Annotated in this window: 14 protein-coding genes; 8 read left to right on the top strand and 6 right to left on the bottom strand. The window is 67.0% G+C overall.

Annotation, left to right across the window (positions count from 1 at the left end; translation table 11 throughout):
* Positions 1-147 precede the first annotated feature (147 nt).
* Both ACSQ23_RS14640 and ACSQ23_RS14635 read right to left on the bottom strand, forming a co-directional pair.
* Positions 148-2,928, bottom strand: coding sequence for an ATP-binding protein (locus tag ACSQ23_RS14640; RefSeq protein WP_055996591.1), 2,781 nt, complete (start codon positions 2,926-2,928; stop codon positions 148-150).
* Positions 2,929-2,932: 4 nt separating this feature from the next.
* Positions 2,933-3,820, bottom strand: coding sequence for a hypothetical protein (locus ACSQ23_RS14635; protein ID WP_055996588.1), 888 nt, complete (start codon positions 3,818-3,820; stop codon positions 2,933-2,935).
* A 233-nt stretch (positions 3,821-4,053) separates the two neighbouring features.
* On the opposite strand from ACSQ23_RS14635, the gene ACSQ23_RS14630 reads away from it, so the two are divergent.
* From ACSQ23_RS14630 to ACSQ23_RS14600, 7 genes are all read left to right on the top strand, one after another.
* Positions 4,054-4,821, top strand: coding sequence for an alpha/beta hydrolase (locus ACSQ23_RS14630; RefSeq protein WP_197421260.1), 768 nt, complete (start codon positions 4,054-4,056; stop codon positions 4,819-4,821).
* A 121-nt stretch (positions 4,822-4,942) separates the two neighbouring features.
* Positions 4,943-5,776 (top strand): alpha/beta fold hydrolase, encoded by an 834-nt coding sequence (locus ACSQ23_RS14625; protein WP_055996585.1) that lies wholly within the window; start codon positions 4,943-4,945, stop codon positions 5,774-5,776.
* 200 nt (positions 5,777-5,976) lie between these two features.
* Positions 5,977-6,465, top strand: coding sequence for a helix-turn-helix domain-containing protein (locus ACSQ23_RS14620; RefSeq protein WP_436091057.1), 489 nt, complete (start codon positions 5,977-5,979; stop codon positions 6,463-6,465).
* Positions 6,458-7,168, top strand: coding sequence for a hypothetical protein (locus ACSQ23_RS14615; protein WP_055996580.1), 711 nt, complete (start codon positions 6,458-6,460; stop codon positions 7,166-7,168). Before ACSQ23_RS14620 ends, ACSQ23_RS14615 begins: the two co-directional genes overlap by 8 nt.
* The gene (locus tag ACSQ23_RS14610; protein WP_055996577.1) at positions 7,165-7,893 is read left to right on the top strand and encodes a glutamine amidotransferase; all 729 of its coding nucleotides are present in this window, start codon (positions 7,165-7,167) and stop codon (positions 7,891-7,893) included. The genes ACSQ23_RS14615 and ACSQ23_RS14610 overlap by 4 nt, the downstream gene beginning before the upstream one ends.
* A gap of 34 nt (positions 7,894-7,927) precedes the next feature.
* A complete protein-coding gene (locus ACSQ23_RS14605; protein WP_055996574.1) occupies positions 7,928-8,746 on the top strand; it encodes an alpha/beta hydrolase in 819 nt (272 codons plus the stop codon).
* Between the two features lie 49 nt (positions 8,747-8,795).
* Positions 8,796-9,626, top strand: a complete 831-nt coding sequence (locus ACSQ23_RS14600; protein ID WP_055996571.1) for an MBL fold metallo-hydrolase — start codon at positions 8,796-8,798, stop codon at positions 9,624-9,626.
* Here ACSQ23_RS14600 and ACSQ23_RS14595 read toward each other — a convergent pair.
* Together ACSQ23_RS14595 and ACSQ23_RS14590 are read right to left on the bottom strand one after the other, a co-directional pair.
* Positions 9,623-12,289, bottom strand: coding sequence for an ATP-binding protein (locus tag ACSQ23_RS14595; RefSeq protein ID WP_436091056.1), 2,667 nt, complete (start codon positions 12,287-12,289; stop codon positions 9,623-9,625). The two genes, ACSQ23_RS14600 and ACSQ23_RS14595, sit on opposite strands and share 4 nt — an antisense overlap.
* Before the next feature lie 337 nt (positions 12,290-12,626).
* Positions 12,627-14,012, bottom strand: a complete 1,386-nt coding sequence (locus tag ACSQ23_RS14590; protein ID WP_436091055.1) for an MFS transporter — start codon at positions 14,010-14,012, stop codon at positions 12,627-12,629.
* A gap of 190 nt (positions 14,013-14,202) precedes the next feature.
* On the opposite strand from ACSQ23_RS14590, the gene ACSQ23_RS14585 reads away from it, so the two are divergent.
* On the top strand, positions 14,203-16,824 hold the full coding sequence (locus ACSQ23_RS14585; protein WP_436091054.1) for an ATP-binding protein: 2,622 nt from the start codon (positions 14,203-14,205) through the stop codon (positions 16,822-16,824).
* Here ACSQ23_RS14585 and ACSQ23_RS14580 read toward each other — a convergent pair.
* Complete coding sequence (locus tag ACSQ23_RS14580) at positions 16,811-18,193, bottom strand: ATP-binding protein (RefSeq protein WP_436091053.1); 1,383 nt, start codon at positions 18,191-18,193, stop codon at positions 16,811-16,813. The two genes, ACSQ23_RS14585 and ACSQ23_RS14580, sit on opposite strands and share 14 nt — an antisense overlap.
* A gap of 34 nt (positions 18,194-18,227) precedes the next feature.
* The gene (locus ACSQ23_RS14575; protein ID WP_436091052.1) at positions 18,228-19,226 is read right to left on the bottom strand and encodes a hypothetical protein; all 999 of its coding nucleotides are present in this window, start codon (positions 19,224-19,226) and stop codon (positions 18,228-18,230) included.
* Positions 19,227-19,291: the final 65 nt, after the last annotated feature.

The raw sequence follows: 19,291 nt of genomic DNA, 5'->3' as shown, positions 1-19,291 counted from the left end.
GCGGCTCCGTGAGCAGAATCGGAACAAAGACTGAACGTGTTATACGTGTTCCAGTTATGTTCTGCAATCGAGCGGTGAATATTGCGTTACGATTGGGGGCGCAGCGAGCGGAATGAGCAGGTGTCGGGCCTAGGAACGCCGCTGCTCTCACCCATTGGCGAGGCGGCGGAGGAGGGCCGTGGCGGCGAGGAGATCCGAGGTAGCCTTGCCTTCGGTGAAGGCGTGGAGAGTGCCCGCAAGGAGCTCGTAGGCGGCAGTCCGCCGGTCCCTCGACCACAGGCGTGCGAGGCTCATGGCGGCCCTCAGTTCCCAGGCGAGCGCTCCCTGGGTTCGAGCGAGATCGATGGCCTCCTGCAGCAGCCGCGTGCCGGCCTCGATATCGCCGTCAGCGACCCTCGCGAGGGCGAAGGCCCGCAGGATCTCGGGTCGGCACCAGCCGCTGCTGCGTTCGGGGGAGAGCTTCAGCCCGCGCAGCGAGCCGGTGAGCGTCACCCAGGTCTCGGCCTGCAGGAAGCTCGCCGGCTGCAACAGGATGGCGCTTTCGCTGCGACGGCCTTCGCGGACGGCGATGTGGATCATCACCTTGCGGTAGAGATCGGCCCATGAGGTCCAGAGCGGCAGCCCGGCATGCTCGGCCGCGCGCCCCAGTTGCGTGATGCAGCCAACGGCTCGGTCATCCTCGCCGTACCACAGCAGCAAAGGGCAGGCGCCGAGGCCAATCGCTTCGCAGAGGGCCCAGGGACCTTGCTCGGCGGCGAAGTTCAGCGCCTCGAACAGCAGGTGGCGGGATTGGTCGGGCTTGCCCAGCAGCCACAGCCGGCGCGCCTCCACGACGCGCAGGGCCCCCCTCGGCGGGGAGGTCAGAATGGCGAGCGGCGCCGGCAATTGCCAGTCGGGTCCACCGATCATGGCGTTGGCGAGGCGGGCCGAGGCGGCATGGTCGCCGGCATAGTGGAGCGCCTCCGCCTGCAACCGGTCCGCGGTTTGCGCCAGATCGCGACGTCCGGCAGCGCGGGCATAGGCAAGAGCCGCCTGCGACAGCCCGGCGGCGTGCCGGAGGTGACCGGTGCGCAGCGCCAGGGCCGAGCGGACCAGCAGAAGTTCTGCATCGGCCCATGCGGCGGCCATGGTGCGGCCAAGGCGGGCCGCCTCGAGCAAGTGCCGGCCTTCGATGCGCAGCGGACCGGCGCGATCTTCCGTCAGCGTCGCCAGTTGCAGATGCAGCCGGAACCGCAGGTTGGCTGGCAGAAGCGCTCCGGCCCGTAGAGCTGTCACGGCGCGGCTCCGCATCTCATCATAGTGGCCACCCCGCAGCAGCAGGGGGCTCGCATGGGCCGCGAGGAGGGCGCCAGCGTCTAGGTCGCCATGCGGCGAAAGGCACCGGTCGAGTGCCTCGCGGACCTCCTCGACCAGGTCGCCATGCCGTTCCAGCCACTCGGCCCGTGACAGCTTCTGCCAGGCCTCGAGGGCATTGATGACATGCGACAGGGCGAGGTCGGCATGACGCCGTGCCGTCCGAGGCAAATCCTCCGACGCGGCGAGCCGTTCGGCGGCGTAGGCGCGCAAGGGGCGGGAGAGACGGTATCGCACTGCATGTCCACCCCGAGCGGTGAGCACCTGCGACTTTGCCACGAGGCCTCCCAGCGCGGCGATGAGGCGGCGATCATCGAGGTCGCCGTCGGTGGTCACGGCAGAGGCATCAGCCAGGTCGAACGCGCCGGCGAAGATCGACAGCCGCCGCAACACGATGCGTTCGTCGCCGGAAAGCGTGCCATGGTTGAGCTCATAGAGCCCGCGCATCGAACGGTGGCGCGGCGCAACGGTGCGGCGGCCATCGGACAGAAACTCGATACCGCGCTCGAGTTGGGTGCGCACTTCCTGCAGCCCGAACACCTGGATACGAGCGGCGGCCATATCGATGGCGAGCGGCAAGCCGTCGAGTTTGCGGCTGATGGCCACGAGGTGCCGGACGTCGCGGTCGCTGCCGCGCAGGGTTTCGTTGCCGGCCTGGACGCGCTCGATCAGCATGCGCACCGCGGCGTGGGTCATGGCCTCGTCCAGCCCGATATCGTCGCGTTCCGGCAGGTCGAGCGGCGCCAGGCGATAGACGTGCTCTCCGGCAGCTCGCAGCGGCTCGCTGCTGGTGGCGAGGACGTGGAGGCGCGGCAGCAGGCGCAGCACGGCTTCGATCGCGACGGCGGCGTCCTCGATCAGCGCGTCACAACTGTCGATCAGCAGCAGTTTGTGAACATCCACCGGCCGGTCCCCGCTGCCCGCTGCGAGCGCCCGCAGCAACTCCGGCTCGACCCTGCGACCGCCGGTCAGCGTGGAGAGGTCGACATAGGCGCCCCCGTCGGCGAAGCGACCGGCCAGCCGCTGCGCCGCCACGGCAGCGAGCGAACTCTTGCCGATGCCGCCCGGGCCCACGACGCTCACCAGCCGGCGCGCCGTGACCATGTCGGCAACGGCGCGCAGCGCCTCGTCACGGCCGATCAACTGGACCAGGCTACCTGGCAGTGTTGCGGGTGGGCCGTCGGCAGCGCGAGCAACCGGCGTTCTGCCGCCGACCGGCGCGATAAAGCGATAGCCGCGGCCCGAAACGTTGGCGATGTAAACCGGCCTGGTGGAGGAATCGCGCAGCGCACGTCGAATGGCGGCGAGGTGCACGCGCAGGTTCACCTCCTCGACGAAGGTCTCGGGCCACGCCACCCGGACCAGCTCCTCCTTGGTTACGAGGGCGCCGGGTCGCTCCAGCAGTGCCAGAAGAATGGCCATGGCGCGGCTGCCCAGACGCACCGGCTTGTCGTCCTCGAACAGCAGGTGGCGGGAGGCGTCGACGCTGAAGCCACCAAAATGCAGTAACTGGTCTTCGGACGCCCCGGCGGCATCCGGCGAGCGCAGCTTCAGTTCATTTGGCGGGCCATTCATCGGGTCAGGGGCCGAGGGTAGGGTGGTGCGGGGGCGGGAAACGGCCGCCGTGCTGCGCCGCCGTCTCGTCGATGCGCTTCACCCAGGCGATTGCGCCTTGCTCGAGGGCGGTAGCGCGGGCCTCTGCAAGAAGGCGCCGGGCGGCCGCTGGGTCGAACCAGATGGCCGTGCTTGCCTGGGTGCGCAGCACCTCGGGTTTGGTCCAGCCGACGGTGCCTTCGGCGACACGCCGCAGCGCCAGTTCGGAAATGGCGCGGCCGTCCACCGTTGCCAGGTGGTCGGCTTCGATCGCATCGAGGCTGTCGACCTCGAGCGGCTCCTCGTTGACCTCGTGGGGATTGAAGCGGAGATCGATGGCGCGGAGCAGGCGGCGGCCCCAGTTGCGCCAGTAGTTGAGCCCGTCGCCGCCAGCTTCCTCCATCAGCTCGAACGCATAGGAGCGGGCGGCCTGTTCGTCATCGGTCCAGATGGCGATGGGGGCACAGGCCAGCGCAATGGCGTGACAGTTGGCGATGAGGTTGTCGCGGCGTGATCGCGCCAGGGTGTCGGCAGCGATCTCGACCGCCTCCTGGCCGTCGCCGGTGAGACACGCGATGCGGGCGAGGACGATGCCCATCGAAACGTAGGGGTGCACAGAGGTGCAGGGGATGAACCCCTTGGCCTCGCGTCGGACGCGTTCCGCCACCCGTTTCGCCTCGGCATGTTCGCCGAGAAAGTGCAGCGACTGGGCGATCGATTTGTAGGCGAAGATCGGTTCGTCGAGCCGCTCGCGCGTCGCCTGCTCGACCATGTCGTAGGCGATTTGTCGGCAGCGCGGATAGTCCGCCTCGGTGAAGGTGGCGCACCACTGCATGGCCATTTCGGTGTGCGTGTCGGCCGCTGAAATCGTCATCGGCGCTGCCTCCGGATCGGTTGCGGAGACAATGCTGTCGCGGCTGACGGCAGCATGCCCCAGCAGAGACCCTAGCGAGTCGGCCAACCCGCGGCGTGTGAAGAGTTGCTAAGAAGCATGAATCGCTCGGCGCGCCGTTACGATACTTCACAGCGATTAACTGGCAGCATGACCGGCGCCGGATCAGCTTTGGACCACCGAGACAGAACTCGGTCTCACCAAGGAGAGATCCAATGCTTTCAACAAAGATGATCGCGCTCAGCCTCGCGACAGCGCTGCCGATGCTGCTCGCGGCCATGCCGCAGGCACTCGCCGCCGAGATCAAGAATGTCGTGATGGTCCATGGCGCCTGGGCCGATGGCTCGGGCTGGCGGCCGATCTACGAGATCCTGAAGAAGGAGGGCTATAACGTCCGCATGGTGCAGAACCCGCTGACCTCGATCGAGGCAGACGTCGCTGCCACCGATCGGGTGCTGGACCGCATGGATGGCCCGGTCATTCTCGTCGGCCACTCGTATGGCGGCGCGGTGATCACCGAGGCGGGTGACCACGAGAAGGTGGCGGGTCTCGTCTATGTCGAGGCTTTCGTGCCGGATGTCGGGGAATCGCCGTTCGGCCTGATCCCGCAGGATCCGAACCATCCGCCGCCGTTCGATATCGGCGAGGATGGCTTCGTGTTCTTCAACGAGGCTGCGTATGTTCCCGGTTTCGCCGATGCGCTGCCGCAGGCCGACGCCGAATTCCTGCGTGACTCGCAGGTGCCGATCTCGCTGCAGGGCGCCAGCACGCCGCTCACCGTTGCCGCCTGGAAGGACAAGCCGTCCTGGTACCAGTTGGCCGATGCCGATCACGTGATCCCGCCCGAGGCGCAAAAGCAGATGGCCGGCCGCGCCAAGGCAACCGTGGTGACGGTCAGCGGCGGGCACCTGGCGTTCATTGCCCATGCCGAGGACACCGCGAAGCTGATCATGGACGCCGCCAAGGCGGTGTCGGCGCAGTAGCCCACGCTCTCCCGCGAGTGCAGACGCCCCAAATCCTGCGCTCGTGGCCCTCGCGTGCCGCCCGCCCTCCCATGCCCCTCGCGTGGCGGCACGCGTCTTTCCCTTACCCAGGAGATTGCCCATGGCCCACTTCACCACCAAGGACGGCACCGAGATCTACTTCAACGACTGGGGAACCGGACAGCCGATCGTCTTCTCGCATGGCTGGCCGTTGAGCGCCGACGCGTTCGAGGACCAGATGTTCTATTTCGCCGAGCGCGGCTACCGGGTGATCGCGCATGACCGGCGCGGACATGGCCGATCGAGCCAGCCCCTCGGCGGCAACGATATGGACAACTATGCCGACGACCTCGCGGCTCTGGTCAGCCATCTCGGGCTTGCCGATGCCATTCATGTCGGCCATTCGACCGGCGGTGGTGAGGTGGCTCGCTATATCGGCCGGCATGGCACGGCGCGTGTCGCCGCAGCTGTGCTGATCGGTGCGGTGCCGCCGCTGATGCTGAAGACTGCCGCCAATCCGACCGGGCTGCCGATCGAGGTGTTCGATGGCATCCGCGCCGGGGTGCAAGCGGACCGGTCGCAATTCTTCATCGACCTGTCGATGCCGTTCTACGGCTACAACCGACCCGGCGCGAAGATCAGCCAGGGCGTCCGCGACAGCTTCTGGCGCCAGGGCATGGCAGCGGGCATGCCGGCCAGCCACTACTGCATCAAGGCGTTCTCGGAGACCGACCTCACCGAGGACCTGAAGCGGTTCGACAAGCCGACATTGATCCTCCACGGCGACGACGATCAGATCGTGCCGATCATCGCATCGGCAGCGCAGTCGTCCAAGATCGTCGCCGGCAACGAGCTGCGTGTCTATGCCGGCGGCGACCATGGCATCTGCACCACGCAGAAGGACCGGGTGAATGCCGACCTCTGGCAGTTCGTCTCCGGGCTGGCCGCGCCATGACCAGGCGAAAACCGGCAGGGGATCGCCCGCCGCCGCTCGCGCCCGAGCTTGGCACCGTCCGCGATTCCGGTCCGGCGGCGATGCGCCGCCCGGCGCGGGATTGGGATCTGGTGGATGAGGAATCCGACGAGTCCTTCCCCGCCAGCGATCCGCCTTCGCATGCACCGGCTCGGTCTGGCTGACCAGCCTCGGAGGACGACATGAACATGCTCGACATGCGCGCGAACGAGGTTGAAACGCAGCTGGTCGACGCCGTAGCGGCGGCGCTCAAAAGCCGGCTGGCTCGGCCGATCCCGGCCTATCTGCGGCGTGATCGGCGGGGCAGCGGCGGGCTTGCAGCCTGGCAGGAGAACCGGGTGGCGCGTCACATCGTCGACAACGCCGATCGTCCGCTGCGGGTCAGCAAGCTGGCCGACCTCGCCGGTCTGAGCTCCGGCCACTTCTCCCGGGCCTTCCGGGCGAGCTTCGGGCTGTCGCCACACAAGATGCTGGCGCACCACCGCATCATGCAAGCCAAGCACCTGCTGCTCAGCACCGACCTGCCGCTGTCTGAGATCGCCAGCGCCTGCGGCTATGTCGACCAGTCGCATTTCTCGCGCCGGTTCCACCGCCACACCTCCACCAGTCCCGGCCGCTGGCGCCGGGACCACCAATGTCCACCCATCAGCAAAGGACAAGTCCATGCGTAGCTCATCACTCGTGGCGCTCGCCGTCGCGGCCGCACTCGTTCCGCCGGCCGGCGCCCACGAGATCGCCAGTGCCAGCGATCCGGCGGTGCATGCCGCGTTCGACATCGTCGATACGCGGGTTACCACTGAGGGCGGCGATGTGGTGTTCGCCGTCAAGGTTCGTGATGGGGCTGGCACCAGCAAGCCCGATCCGAAGGGTGAGTTCGCCGGTTCGGAGGTCTATGCCTATGTCTGGCCGACCTCGATCGACAGCGGCGATATTGGTTTTGACGTTGGCCAGGGGATCGTCGCCATGGCGGTTACCTTCCACCCGGATTTCGACGACGCGGCCTATGGCGGCAAGAACCGTCACATCTGGCACCCCCATTGGGTGGTGCTGGTCAAGGACGAAGCCTGCGGCGGTGGACTGACGGTCAAAGACATTCCCGAGGGGGCGACGGTCAAGACCCCGCCGACCTGGCCGGGGGTGCCGATCCTCATCGATAGCCCGGAGTTTCCGCTCGATTTCACTTCGGACACGGTGGAGGTCCGCGTTCCTTTGAGTGCGGTCTCGTCGCTCGCCGGCGCCAGTTTCGACGGTGTCACCGCCGGTCTCAAGGTCAACGCCAACATCCACGCCCCACTGCTCTGCGTCGATGATGTCTTCAAGATCGCCTCGGGCGACCTCAGCCTGCCGGGCAAAGTGGCGCCGGCGCCGCAATGAACGGCAGCGCCCCCAGGACCTGTGTCGCCCTCCGGCATGTCGAGTTCGAGCACCTCGGCACGCTGGAGCTGCTGCTGCGACAATCGGGTTTCGACATTCGCCTGGTCGATGCGGGCAGGGACGCGCTGCCGGTCGCCGAAGCGCTGGAAGACGACCTGCTGGTGGTGCTCGGCGGGCCGATCGGCGCCTATGACGAGCATCACTACCCGTTCCTTACCGAGGAGATCCGCCTGATCGAGGCGCGGCTCAGGCGCGGGCGACCGACGCTGGGCATATGCCTGGGCGCACAGCTCATGGCGCGGGCGCTGGGAGCCTCGGTTGATCTGTGCCCGGTCAAGGAGATTGGCTGGAGCGAGCTGGTGCTCACCGACCGCGGCCTGCAATCGCCATTGGCGGCTCTGCAGGACGTAGAGGTGCTGCATTGGCATGGCGATGTGTTCAATCTACCGGATGGGGCGAGCCTGCTCGCCGCCACACAGGCCTGCCCGCATCAGGCGTTTGCCCTGGGGCACTACGCCCTTGGCCTGCAGTTCCACGCCGAAGTCGATGCCGACGAAATCGAGAGCTGGCTGATCGGCCATGCCGTCGAGCTGGCGATGGCCGGCAAGTCGCCCGAGCAGCTTCGTCAACAATCGCTCCACCATGGCGCCGCGCTCAAGCGGGCGTCGCGCCACCTGTTTGCCGAGTGGCTGGCCGACCTGCCGGTCGAGACTGTCCAAGCCTGAACAACCCGAGCCTGAACAATCAAGGAGACGACGAATGAGCAACACCATCGTTCTGGTCCACGGCGCCTGGCTCAATGCCAAGAGCTGGGAGAAATGGGTCGCCCACTACGAAGCCAAGGGCTACCGCGTCGTGGCGCCCAACTGGCCCTACGACGATCGCGATCCCGCTGAACTGCGGGCGCATTCACACCCCGAGCTCCGGACGGTCGGCTTCCTCAAGATCCTCGAACACCTCGACCGCACCATTCGCAGCCTGCCGGAAGAGCCGATCCTGATGGGACACTCGGCCGGCGGCGTGATGGTGCAGAGCCTGCTCAATCGCGGCCTCGGCGTTGCCGGCGTCGCCATCGACCCGGCGCCGACCACCGGCGTGCCGCTGGGGCCGCATTCGATCGTCTCGGCCTTCCCGGTGCTCGGCTCGTTCGGCAGCTGGGGGCGGGTGATGCAGATGTCGCGCAAGTTCTTCGCGACGCGTTTCGCCCAGACCATCCCCGCCGGCCAGTCCGATGCGCTCTATGATCGCTACATCGTGCCGACCCCCGGAAAGCTCTATTGGGACGGCATCCTGACGCAGACCGGCAAGATCCAGTGGGACAACCCGCAGCGGGCGCCGCTGCTGATGATCGGCGGCGGCAAGGATCTGGTGGCCGATGCGAGCATGACGCGGGCCAATTACGAGCGGCAGAAGCGCGCGCCTTCCAAGACCGAGCTTCGGATCTTCCCCGATCGGTCGCACTGGACCTGCATGGATCTCGGCTGGGAGGAGGTCGCCGACCTGGCGCTCGACTGGGCGAGCCGCAACGCCCGCTCCGGCCGCAGCAATGTCGCCGCTCTCAAACGCTCGGTGGCATGACATAGTAGCGGGCCGGTCTACGGGCCGGCCTGCCCTGGGGTGAGGTTCGATGCGTATCCACCACCTGAACTGCGGAAGCCATTGCCCGGTCGGCGGTCGCTTCTACGACAGCGCCGCGACCGGCCTCAGCGCCAATATCTGTACCCATTGCCTGCTGATCGAGCTGGCCGACAGCCTCGTGCTGGTCGACACCGGCTATGGCCTGCAGGATGTGAGCAGCATCCCGGAGCGGCGCCTAAGCCATCTCTGGCCGCTGGTGCTCAACCCTCGGCTTCGGGAAGCGGATACGGCCATCCGCCAGGTCGAGGCGCTGGGCTATTCGGCCCGCGACGTACGGAACATTGTGCTGACCCACCTCGATTTCGATCACGCCGGCGGGCTCGAGGACTTTCCAGGCGCCAAGGTGCATCTGCTTGCGGCCGAGCACGATGCGGCGCGGCAGCTGCCGCGAGGCTTCGTCGGCAACCAGCGCTACCGGCCGCTGCAGTGGGATGCGGTCCGCGACTGGCGGAGCTACACCCCCGACGGCGAGGCCTGGTTCGGCTTCGAGGCGGTGCGCCAGCTGGAAGGCCTGCCACCCGAAATCCTGCTCATCCCGTTGCGCGGCCACACCCTGGGTCACGCCGGCGTTGCGGTATCGACGAGCGACGGCTGGCTGCTGAATGCCGGCGATGCGTATCTTCACCACAGCGAGCTGCTGGCGAAAGGCGGCATGCCGCCGGGTCTGGCGCTCTACGAGCGGATCATGACCACCGACCTGCCGGCGGCGCGGCACAACCTGGAGCGGCTCCGCCAGCTGCAGCAAGCTCATAGCGGCGAGATCGAGATCTTCTGCAGCCACGACACCGGCGAACTCACCGCGCTCAAGCAGCGCGGCTAGGCCAGCTCGGCCAACAGCGCCCGGGCGGCGATCGGGTCGGCAGTGCCATGCCCCTCGGGCAGTTGCTCGAGAGTGCCGCTGAGCAGGTCCACGGCCTCCATCCGTCGACGTCTGCTTGCCCAAAGACGCCCAAGGCTCATCGCGCAACGGAGTTCCCAGGCGCGCGCCCCATGCTGCCGGGCGAGCTGCAGCGCGTCGGTCAGGTCTGCTTCACTGCTGTCACGCTCACCGCGCAGCCGGAGCAGTTCGGGGGCCGACCAGTCGGCGAGGTTGATGGTCGTTGGCAGCGGGGCGGCGAGGCCCACGATGGACGACAGAGTCTGTACCTGCAGGTCGCCTGTCGCCGGGGGGATGGGCCGGCCCGCTGTGTGCCAGGCGATGACGTCGTCAAACAACTTACCCCACTGGGCCCAGTACTTGAAGGAGTAGCGCTCCGAGTGCTCGAGCAGCATCGTCGTCAGCTCGCGCGCCCGCCCGTAGTCGCCGCACCACAAATAGACCGGGATCGCGGCCATGCCCAGCAGTTGCGCCAGGGCGACGGGACCCGCATCGGGCGCGATGACAATGCCTTCCTCGGCTACCCGCCTCGCCTCGTCGGCGCGGCCGCTCATCCATAGCGATCGCATCAACACCCAGCGCATCGAAATCCGGCGGTCGGTGTGAACGAAGCCATAGGTGTAGGGGATGTTGCGCACCGGGTGGCGCAACACGGCGTTGGCCAGCTCCATGGCGCGCCCGTGCTGGCCGACGTAGTGGGCGGCTTGCGCCTGGACGCGGCTTGCGGAGAGAACCGCGTATTCGTCGCCGCTCCGATATGCCAGTTCCAGCGCTCGGGCGCCGACGACGGCGGCCGTTTCGAATTGAGCGAGGCTGATATGGGTAGAGCTGATCTGCACCAGCGGCTCGAGCCGGTGACGGTCCTTTCCCGTCATTTCGGCCAGCTCCACGGCGCGGGCAAAGGCGACATCGACGGTCTGCCCGACATTGTAGGTGAAGGCGTTCCTCGCGATGTGCAGCCGCAGTTCGGGCACGACAAGTGGCTTGGGCAACCGTCCGGCATGCTCGATGGCAAGGAACATGCGCTCGCGGAACTCGTCGTGGAGGCCCAGTTGCATGGCCAGCGGCAGGCTGAGTCCGGTCAGCACGATCCCGCCTGCGGCATCGCCATCCGACCCGAAGGACCAACTCAGAGCCGTGCGGATATCGTCGATGTAGCGCTTGTAGGTGTCGGTCCAGTCCGGCACCGGTGTCGTATTCCAGGCAGTTTCCGCCCTGCGCAGTACATCGCAGAGGTAATGGACGTGCAGTTCGCGGACCCGCTTCACCTCGCCGGCCTGCGCGAGCTTGTCCTGGGCGTAGATCCGCGTGCTGTCGAGCATGCGGAAGCTCGACGCACCGTCCCGGGCACCCTGCATCAGCAGGGATTTGCGCGCGAGACTCATGACCGCATCGGTCGCGCTGCTCTGGTTGACACGCTCGTCGCCCGCCACCAGCGCGGCAGCGTCGATGGAAAACTCGCCAGCGAATACCGACAGCCGTCGCAACACGACGCGATCGCGCTCGCCGAGGTTGTCGTGGCTCCAATCCAGCATATTGCTCAGGGTCTGGTGCCGCGTCGCAGCGGTGCGCCGTCCGCCGGTCAGGATGCCGAAGCGGTCATCGAGCCGGGCAGCCAGTTCGGCGATGCCGAACGTGCCGACGCGCGAGGCGGCGATCTCGATCGCCAGCGGCAATCCGTCCAGCCGACGGCAGATTTCGACGATGAACGGCACATCGGCATCGCCGATGGTCAGCGCGTCGTCGTTGGCCAGCATGTGCGAGACGAAGAGCTCGACGGCGGGGAGGAGCAGGGCCTCGCGCAGCGGCAGCGCATCCGCGCCCGGAGGCAGTTCGAACGGCGCCAGCCGGAACACCCGCTCGCCCTCCATCCGCAACGGCTCGTGGCTGGTGGCGACGATCCGAATGCCTGGGCAACCCCTGAGGATGGCCTCGGTCACATGCGCGGCGGTATCGATCACGTGCTCGCAGTTGTCGAACACCAGCAAGGCCTCGTCGCGCGTGAGGTGGGCAACCAGGCTCTGCGCCGGCCGCTCGGTGTCGATGGCGATCCGAAGCGCCGAAGCGACGGCGAATGGAAGGTTGTCTGCGGACGAGACTGCTGCCAGATCAATGAAGTAGGCGCCACTACGAAACTGATGCTTTAACCTGTGGGCCAGGGCGACGGCGACCGTGGTCTTGCCGATGCCACCCGGTCCGGCGATCGTCACTTCGCGCGATTGCTCCAGCAGCGTTGCCAGCACATCGAGGACGTCGGCCCGTCCGATGACATTGGCGACCTGCGCCGGCAGGTTGACACGGATCGCCGGGGTGAAGCCCTCCAGTGGCGCGGGGCCGCTCATCTCCCGTGATACCGGGCCCACGAACTTGTAGCCGCGGCCGGCGACATTGAGGATGTATTTGGGCAGTTCGCTGGAATCGCCGAGCGCGCGGCGGAGGGCGGCGATGTGCACGCGGAGATTGCCTTCCTCGACATGCGTGTCGGGCCAGGCGCTCGCCAGGAGGTCGTTCTTGCTCACCAGTTCGCCCGGCCGCTGCAGCAGCGCCGAAAGGATCATGATCGCGCGACTGCCAAGCCGGACCGGCTGCCCGTTCAGGGTGAGCAACTGGCGCGCCGCCGACAGCTCGAACGGGCCAAAAGCATAGGATGGAGCGCCGGAGCCGTGGCCAGACACCACCGCACCGGGGTCGTCAGCCGAAGGATCTCCAGCTTCGTCCATCACGTTGCACCGCTCTCGGCCAGCTCAGGGGAAGCGCCCCGCACCGAACGGTAGGGTAGGCCGCGAGGGTTGCGCAAGCCTCGCCGCCGCGAGGCTGCCCGGCACAGGTTGCGGTAGCGTGCTGCGTCCACAGCGCCGCGCATGAAACGTCCCCATTCAATAAACCTGCTTGGCCGCCGACACAGATCGCGCCGGCGGCCGCTGCAGCAAAAACCAATACCTGTCAGTCGACGGCGCGCCCGGCCTTGCCGTTGGGCGCCACGAAAACTATTGCGATGCCGACCGCGAGGATCGCGATCATCACCGAGAACATGGGCCAGATTCCGTGCGTCTTCAAAAGCGGTAGCAGCACCAGCGGCGCCACTGCCGAAGCGAGGCGGTTGATCGACCATGCCGCCGTTGAGGTGCGTGCCCGCCATGCCGTGGGGAACAATTCCGCCGCGTAGATGGTCATGGTCGGGACCTGCATCATCGCCAGCAGCTGGAAGGCGATGCCGGCAGCCATCAGCCAAAGCGGGTTGAGGCTGGCGGCAAAGGCGATGGCGGAAACGATCATTCCGAGGCCAAAGGCAACGAGGCCGATCCGGCGCTCGAACTTGTCGACGAACAGCGATCCGATGATCGTGCCGATCGCCGGTCCGAACATCGAGACGCCGACATAGAACAGGCTGTCGGAGAGCGCGAAGCCCTTCTCGATCAGCACTGCGCCCATCAGCAGCGGGAAGGCTACAGTGCCCCAGGGCGAGGCAAAATAGATGGCTGCGACCAGGACGAAGTGCCAGCGGTTCGGCTTGGCATCGGCGGCATCGACCGGATGCGCCACCGGCGGCGGAACCGGCGCAGCGCCAGGGGGATTTGGAATGGCGACGCGCGAGCGTTCGAACCCTTCGAGCGCCACTTCAGCCTCCCGGATGCGGCCGCGGGCAACCAGCCAGCGCGGCGATTCCGGCACGAAGCGGAAGCAGATCGCCACCACCAGCGCACCCACAGCGCCAAGAATGAAAGCCCAGCGCCAGGCTTCGACGCCGAACGGCTGAATGGGCGTCAGCCAGCGCACGAGGAAGATCATCAGCACCGGCCCGAGCGACGCGATGCCGGCCGTCATCATGATCACCGTGCCGCGGCGGCGCGGCGGCATGAAGTCGGTGAAGAACGAGAACAGCAGCGGCGGATAGGCGCCGAGCGCCAGGCCCGACAGGATGCGCGAGACGATCAGCGTATTGACGTCAGGGCTCGCCGCGGCGGCGATGGAGGTGACGCACAGCACCAGCAGCACTGCGAGCATCACCTGTTTCCGGCCATAGCGATCCGCCAGCCACCCGGCGATGAGCGCACCGGGAATGGCGCCGACATACATGGCGGCGAGCAACCACGAAAGCTGCACCGCCTCGACGGCGTAGGGCGGGGCGCTGAACACCGCCGACAGCACGTTGCCGAGCGACACCTCCATGAGATCGAAGGTGAAGCCGAACGCGCCGATCGCAACGATCCCCAGATGCATCCAGGTGAGCGGCAGGCGATCCATGCGCTCGACAATGGACGCCGCCGAGGCCCTCGGCGCCGTGTCGTTCGTCAAATCCATTCCGATGTGACCGGTTGCGATCGACATGGCCCGTCCCGCCTGTTTGTATCGTTCCACAGAGGCTATGCGGGGGCGTCCTCGATGCAGCGTTAAATCTTGTTAAGTCCCGCAATCGCAGGCCTTTGGTGCATTCGCTTAACATCGTTTCGCTCGTGCCTGGATGTTCGCCCGGCTAGCTTCGGGACGTGGCAATGGCGCCACGTCGGACTTACTCGCCTTGGCCCAGACCGCAGCAGATTTGGTGAACTTTGGTCCCTTCGTGCTCGACCTGACCGAACGCCGGCTCACTGACCGCGACAGCGAATTGCGGCTGGGCGGCCGAGCCCTCGACCTGCTGATCGCGCTGATCGAGCGGTCGGGGGAGGTGGTCAGCCACAACGAGCTGCTGCAGCGGGTCTGGCCTGGCATGCAGGTGGATGAATCGAGCCTCAGGGTGCACATGAGCGCCTTGCGCAAAGCGCTTGGCGATGGCCAGTCGGGCACGCGCTTCATCGTCAACGAGCATGGTCGCGGCTATCGTTTCGTCGGCCGGATCGGCCACGGGCCGGCGCTCGCTTCCGTGCCGGCCTCTCCGGGCATGGCGCTTGGGCTGCCGGCTCAGATCGTGCGGATGCTGGGACGCGAGGATGCGATGCGTTCGCTGTCCTCGGCCCTGCAGCGCTCTCGTCTCGTCAGCGTGGCGGGGCCGGGTGGCATCGGCAAGAGCACCTTGGCGATCGCCTGGGCCGAGCGGAACGCCGAGCGTTTTGCCGGTGGGGTCCGGTTCGTCGACCTGTCACCGGTGACCTCAATCGAGGAGGCGGGAACCTGGCTCGCCGCCTCGCTGGGAGTTGATACGTCCGAACGCGACAGCTTCCGGCAGATCGCCAGCAGCCTTGCCGACGCCGAGTTGCTGGTGGTGCTCGACAACTGCGAGCATTTGATCGACCTGGCGGCGCAACTCGTCGAAGCGCTGCTGGCGCATGCCCCCAATGTCAGCATTTTGGCCACCAGTCGGGAGGCCCTGAGGGCAAGCGGCGAAACGCTGTTCCGCCTGCCCGGACTCGCCGTTCCGGACGGCACCCTCGAGACCGTGGGTGAGGCGGCGCTCTATCCGGCCGTCGAGCTGTTCTTCGAGCGTGCCGCCGCCAGCTCGCCGGCGATGCAGATCACCGACGCCGAGGTCGGCGCCATTGCGGAACTGTGTCGACGGCTCGACGGAATCCCCCTCGCCATCGAGCTCGCGGCCAGCCTGATCGACGTCATCAGCATCCGCGAACTGGCGGCACAGCTCGATGGTCGGTTCCTCTCGATGGCGGAGGGCCGGCGAACCGCCAATCCACGGCACCGCAGCCTCGAGGCGACGCTCGGCTGGAGCTACGCCGCGCTCGATGACCAGGCGCGCCTGGTGCTCAACCGCCTCGCGGTGTTCCAGTCCAGTTTCACCCTGCAAAGCGCCATCGGCATCGCGGCGGGTGGCGAACTCGATGACAGCGGTACGCTGCGCGCCATCGCTACGCTGGCTCGCAAATCGCTGCTGCAGGTCGATATCTCCGGCGATGTCGTGCGCTATCGGCTGCTGGAGACCACCCGAACCTACGCACTTGAGCGGCTCATCGAGGCAACCGACGTCAATGAGGTACGCCGTCGGCACGCGCTGGATTGCTGCGACCTGCTTGCCGGAGCAGAGGAGGCTATCCTCACTGTCGGCTGGAGTGACTGGATGGCGCGCTATGGTGGGCTCGTCGGCGACGCCCGGGCCGCGCTTGCATGGGCGTTCTCACCCGATGGAGACCGCATGCTCGGCAAGCGGCTGACCCTGCTGTCACTGCAGTTCGGCCAGCAGTTTCCGTTGACTGGCGAGTACGTGCAGCACATCGAGGCCGCGCTTGAGTCCGTGGACCTGCCGGATGCGCCGCTCCGGCGTGACGCGTTGCGGCTTTCCCTGGTCCACGCCATGCTGATTTCCAGCATATCGGGAGATACCGGTGCGTTTGCCGCCCTCGCGAACCGTGCGCGAAGGATCGAAGCCGAGACGGGAGACGTCGTGCCGGAAGGCGTCATGGCCCGTTTCGGGGCGGCCATCACCACAGGCGACTATCCCGAGACGCTGCTCGCAGCGACCGACATGGACGCGGCGGCCGACAGGCTGCACTCGCCCGAGATCAAGCTGACGGCGATGCGGATGCGCTCCCAGGCCGAACACTTCCTGGGGCGACATCTGCTGGCCGAAGACCTTGCCGAGCAGGTCCTGGCCTGTCCCTACGAGTTCCTGCCGCTTTCTAACGTGAGCCATCGGGTGTCGGCGCGGATCATCCTGGCGCGTATCGCCTTCCTCAAGGGCGAGATCGGGCGGAGCCACCTGCTTGTACAGCGTGCCATCGAGCACGCCGGCGCCAATCCGGGAGCGCTGTGCCAGACCATGGCACTGGCCGCGGTGCCGCTTGGACTGTGGACCGCGGACTACGACTTCGTGGACCAATCTCTCGCCAGTTTCCGCGAGACCGCGGTACGGATCGGAACCACATTCTGGAACGACTGGATCGTTGGCTTCGAGGCTGCGCGCTCCATGGGTCGCTCGGGTCGCATCGGCCCCTTGCCGGAGCTGCCCCGCAAAGTCGTCGATATGCTGCCGACCTTCGATCCAGCCTTCCTGACGCCGCTGGCCAGTCAACGCGTCGCCGCCGGCACCGTTGGCTGGAATGCGCCCGAGGTGCTGCGTGCGGAGGCTTTGACCTGCGCCGACAGGCAGGAGGCCAAAGACCGTGCCGTTGCCGCGATGGCCTGCGCCCAAGCGCAAGGCGCACTCGCCTGGCGAGGTCGGGCCGAAGTGACGATCGAGGCGCTTACACCTCGTTGAGGTGTTGGTTCGCGTAGAGGCGTGTGCTGGCGAGCATCCGGTACAGCAAGCGACCGTCTTGCCTGACCGGAACGAGCAGGCTGCGCCGGATCAACCTGGCGATGATGTCGGCGCCGGCTGCCTGCTCCAGCCTTTGCAGGTCGAACGGCTCGGCGAGTTGAGCCAGTCTCCGCAACGCCAGGTGTTCGGGGCCGCTCAGACGGCGTGTCGTCCAGTCGAGCATGGCGCGCATGGTCTGGTGCCGAGCCGCCGCTGTCCGTCTGTTGCCGAGGTCCAGGCCGCGGCCGGAACTCAACTGCCCAAGCAGTTCGGCGAGCGAAAGCACATCCAGATTCGCCGCGGCGATCTCGATGGCCAGCGGCAGTCCGTCCAGCCGGTCGCACAGCGCGCGGATAGTGGCGGCGTCCGCGTCACCGAGTTTCCGCGTCGGCTGCATAGCGAGGGCGCGACACACCAGCAGCTCGCAGGCCGGGAAGCGCAGCACACCCTCCAGCGTCGCCGTCGCCTCCGCCACCGCCAGCGGGGTAACCCGAATGACGCGTTCAAGCGCCAGACCCAGCGCCTCGTGGCTCGTCGCGATGACGCTGATATCGGGGCAGGTATGGAGGATGGCCTGCGACAGGGCCGCCACGGCGGGCAACAGATGCTCACAGCTATCGAAAACGAAGGTCAAGGTGCGGGCTCGCGCGAACTCGAGCAGTGCCGGGAGCGCGGCATCTGCGTCGACCTCCAGCCCAAGCGCCGCCGCCGCGGCTGCCGGTACGAGTTCTGGCGCCTCCAGCGCGGCAAAGTCCACCTGGCAGATGTCCATCATGTGCTGGTCATGCAGCCGCTGAGCGGCAGCAGCGGCAATGGTGGTCTTGCCGACGCCGCCGGGCCCCGTCAGCGTTACCAGCCGCGATCGCCGGGTTGCCCGGACGAGTGCGGCAACCTCTCGATCGCGGCCGACTATGGCGGTGATCTGGTGCCGTGGCAGGGCTGCTCCAGGTGCTGCCGGTTCATGCCAGTCGCCCTGTTCGACGGGGACGCCGATACGGTAGCCGTAGCCGGCGACGTTGATGAGGTAAGTTGCCGACTGGCCATCATCGTTGAGGGCCCGCCGCACCGCCGAGATCTGCACGCGCAGGTTCGAGGCCTCAACGAAGGTCTCTGGCCAGGCCCGCTCGATCAGCTGGCGTCGCGGCACCAGCTCGCCGCGCGCTGCCACCAGTGCCGCCAGCATGCTCATGGCACGGCTGCCGAGCCGAATGTGACGCCCATTCTCGGTGAGAATCGAGCGCGCCACGTCCAGCACGAAGGGGCCGAAGCGATACTGCCCCGGCTGCAGCGCCTGCGGCGTATCCCCTTCACGTGAGCAACAGGTTTGCACGCGGCCACGTCCCGATTAGTCCCTCCCGCAAGGACTAGTCGGTGATCGCCGGCTGCCATTGAACGCACCTGCTGGCTTTGGACAAAGCTGCGCCAAATTCGGCGGCGAGCTGAACTATTCGGCTCGCTGCTGCCGCCACCTGCCGGGACTGACCCCGACGGTTCGGCTGAACACCCGGGTCAGGTGGCTCTGGTCGGCAAAGCCGCACGCGGCGGCGATCTCGCCGAGCGATTGATCGGTGTGCACCAGCAGTTCCATGGCCCGGCCGACGCGCTTGCCGAGGAGGAAGCGATGCGGCGGCATGCCCATGGTGGCCCGGAACGCATGGGCGAAATGGCTCGACGATTGCCAGCAGATCGCGGCGGAGCTCGCTGACTGTGATGTCGGTGTCGAGATGCGCCGCCAGGTACTCCAGCACCCGGGCCTGCTGCCAGGGAGCAAGCCGGCCATTCCGGCGATTGACCAGGCGCACCGAACCATAGGCCGAGGTGAAATGCGCGGCCGCGGCGGAGATCACGTGATCGGCAAACAGCCGGCTGACCTCCTGCGGCCGTGCCAGGCCGGGCAACAGGGATCGCGCCAGATGCAGCAACGTCTGGTCGGTGCGTTCAGCGTCGAAGGTGCGGGCTGCGATCTCGATCCGCGAGTCCGGCTGATCATCGAGCACTACGGCGCGCAGCAGGGTCTGCGGAAAGCTGAAATGCACACAGTCGAAGGCGTCGATGAGTTCGGAGGTCCAGTTGTACCTCAGATCGTGCACGTGGAGGCTGCCTTCGGTCATTTCCGAAGTCGGCAAGTGCCGCCCGTCCCACCAGGTGTGACCGGGGTCCATGTGCTTGAGGTGCACCGTGCAGAGAATGGCGTCCTGGATACCGAAGGTCTCGGCGGTATGGCTGTTGTCGCGCATCGGCCGTCGCTCGGCCTGAAATGTCCGCGCCACCACCAGATCGCCGTGCGCCAGCGTCTGCCTCAGGAACCCGGCACTGTAATACGACGCTCCCTCAGGTGGCGTCGCGCGCGTTTGCAGCGGCATACTGGGTACTTCGAGAGATTGCTTGGCGGCAGGATAACGTTTTCCGCCGCCGGCAGTCAAAAGCC

The organism is Devosia sp. LjRoot16, from assembly GCF_964252795.1.
GTDB lineage: Bacteria > Pseudomonadota > Alphaproteobacteria > Rhizobiales > Devosiaceae > Devosia_A.
Note: the sequence above shows the minus strand (reverse complement) of the source record. Positions and strands in the feature narration are given on the sequence as shown.

Bases quoted from the DNA above. Each gene is read 5' to 3' on its own strand.
- ACSQ23_RS14640 (WP_055996591.1), bottom strand. From the start codon at position 2,928: ATGAATGGCCCGCCAAATGAACTGAAGCTGCGCTCGCCGGATGCCGCC.
- ACSQ23_RS14635 (WP_055996588.1), bottom strand. From the start codon at position 3,820: ATGACGATTTCAGCGGCCGACACGCACACCGAAATGGCCATGCAGTGG.
- ACSQ23_RS14630 (WP_197421260.1), top strand. From the start codon at position 4,054: ATGCTTTCAACAAAGATGATCGCGCTCAGCCTCGCGACAGCGCTGCCG.
- ACSQ23_RS14625 (WP_055996585.1), top strand. From the start codon at position 4,943: ATGGCCCACTTCACCACCAAGGACGGCACCGAGATCTACTTCAACGAC.
- ACSQ23_RS14620 (WP_436091057.1), top strand. From the start codon at position 5,977: ATGAACATGCTCGACATGCGCGCGAACGAGGTTGAAACGCAGCTGGTC.
- ACSQ23_RS14615 (WP_055996580.1), top strand. From the start codon at position 6,458: ATGCGTAGCTCATCACTCGTGGCGCTCGCCGTCGCGGCCGCACTCGTT.
- ACSQ23_RS14610 (WP_055996577.1), top strand. From the start codon at position 7,165: ATGAACGGCAGCGCCCCCAGGACCTGTGTCGCCCTCCGGCATGTCGAG.
- ACSQ23_RS14605 (WP_055996574.1), top strand. From the start codon at position 7,928: ATGAGCAACACCATCGTTCTGGTCCACGGCGCCTGGCTCAATGCCAAG.
- ACSQ23_RS14600 (WP_055996571.1), top strand. From the start codon at position 8,796: ATGCGTATCCACCACCTGAACTGCGGAAGCCATTGCCCGGTCGGCGGT.
- ACSQ23_RS14590 (WP_436091055.1), bottom strand. From the start codon at position 14,012: ATGTCGATCGCAACCGGTCACATCGGAATGGATTTGACGAACGACACG.
- ACSQ23_RS14575 (WP_436091052.1), bottom strand. From the start codon at position 19,226: ATGCCGCTGCAAACGCGCGCGACGCCACCTGAGGGAGCGTCGTATTAC.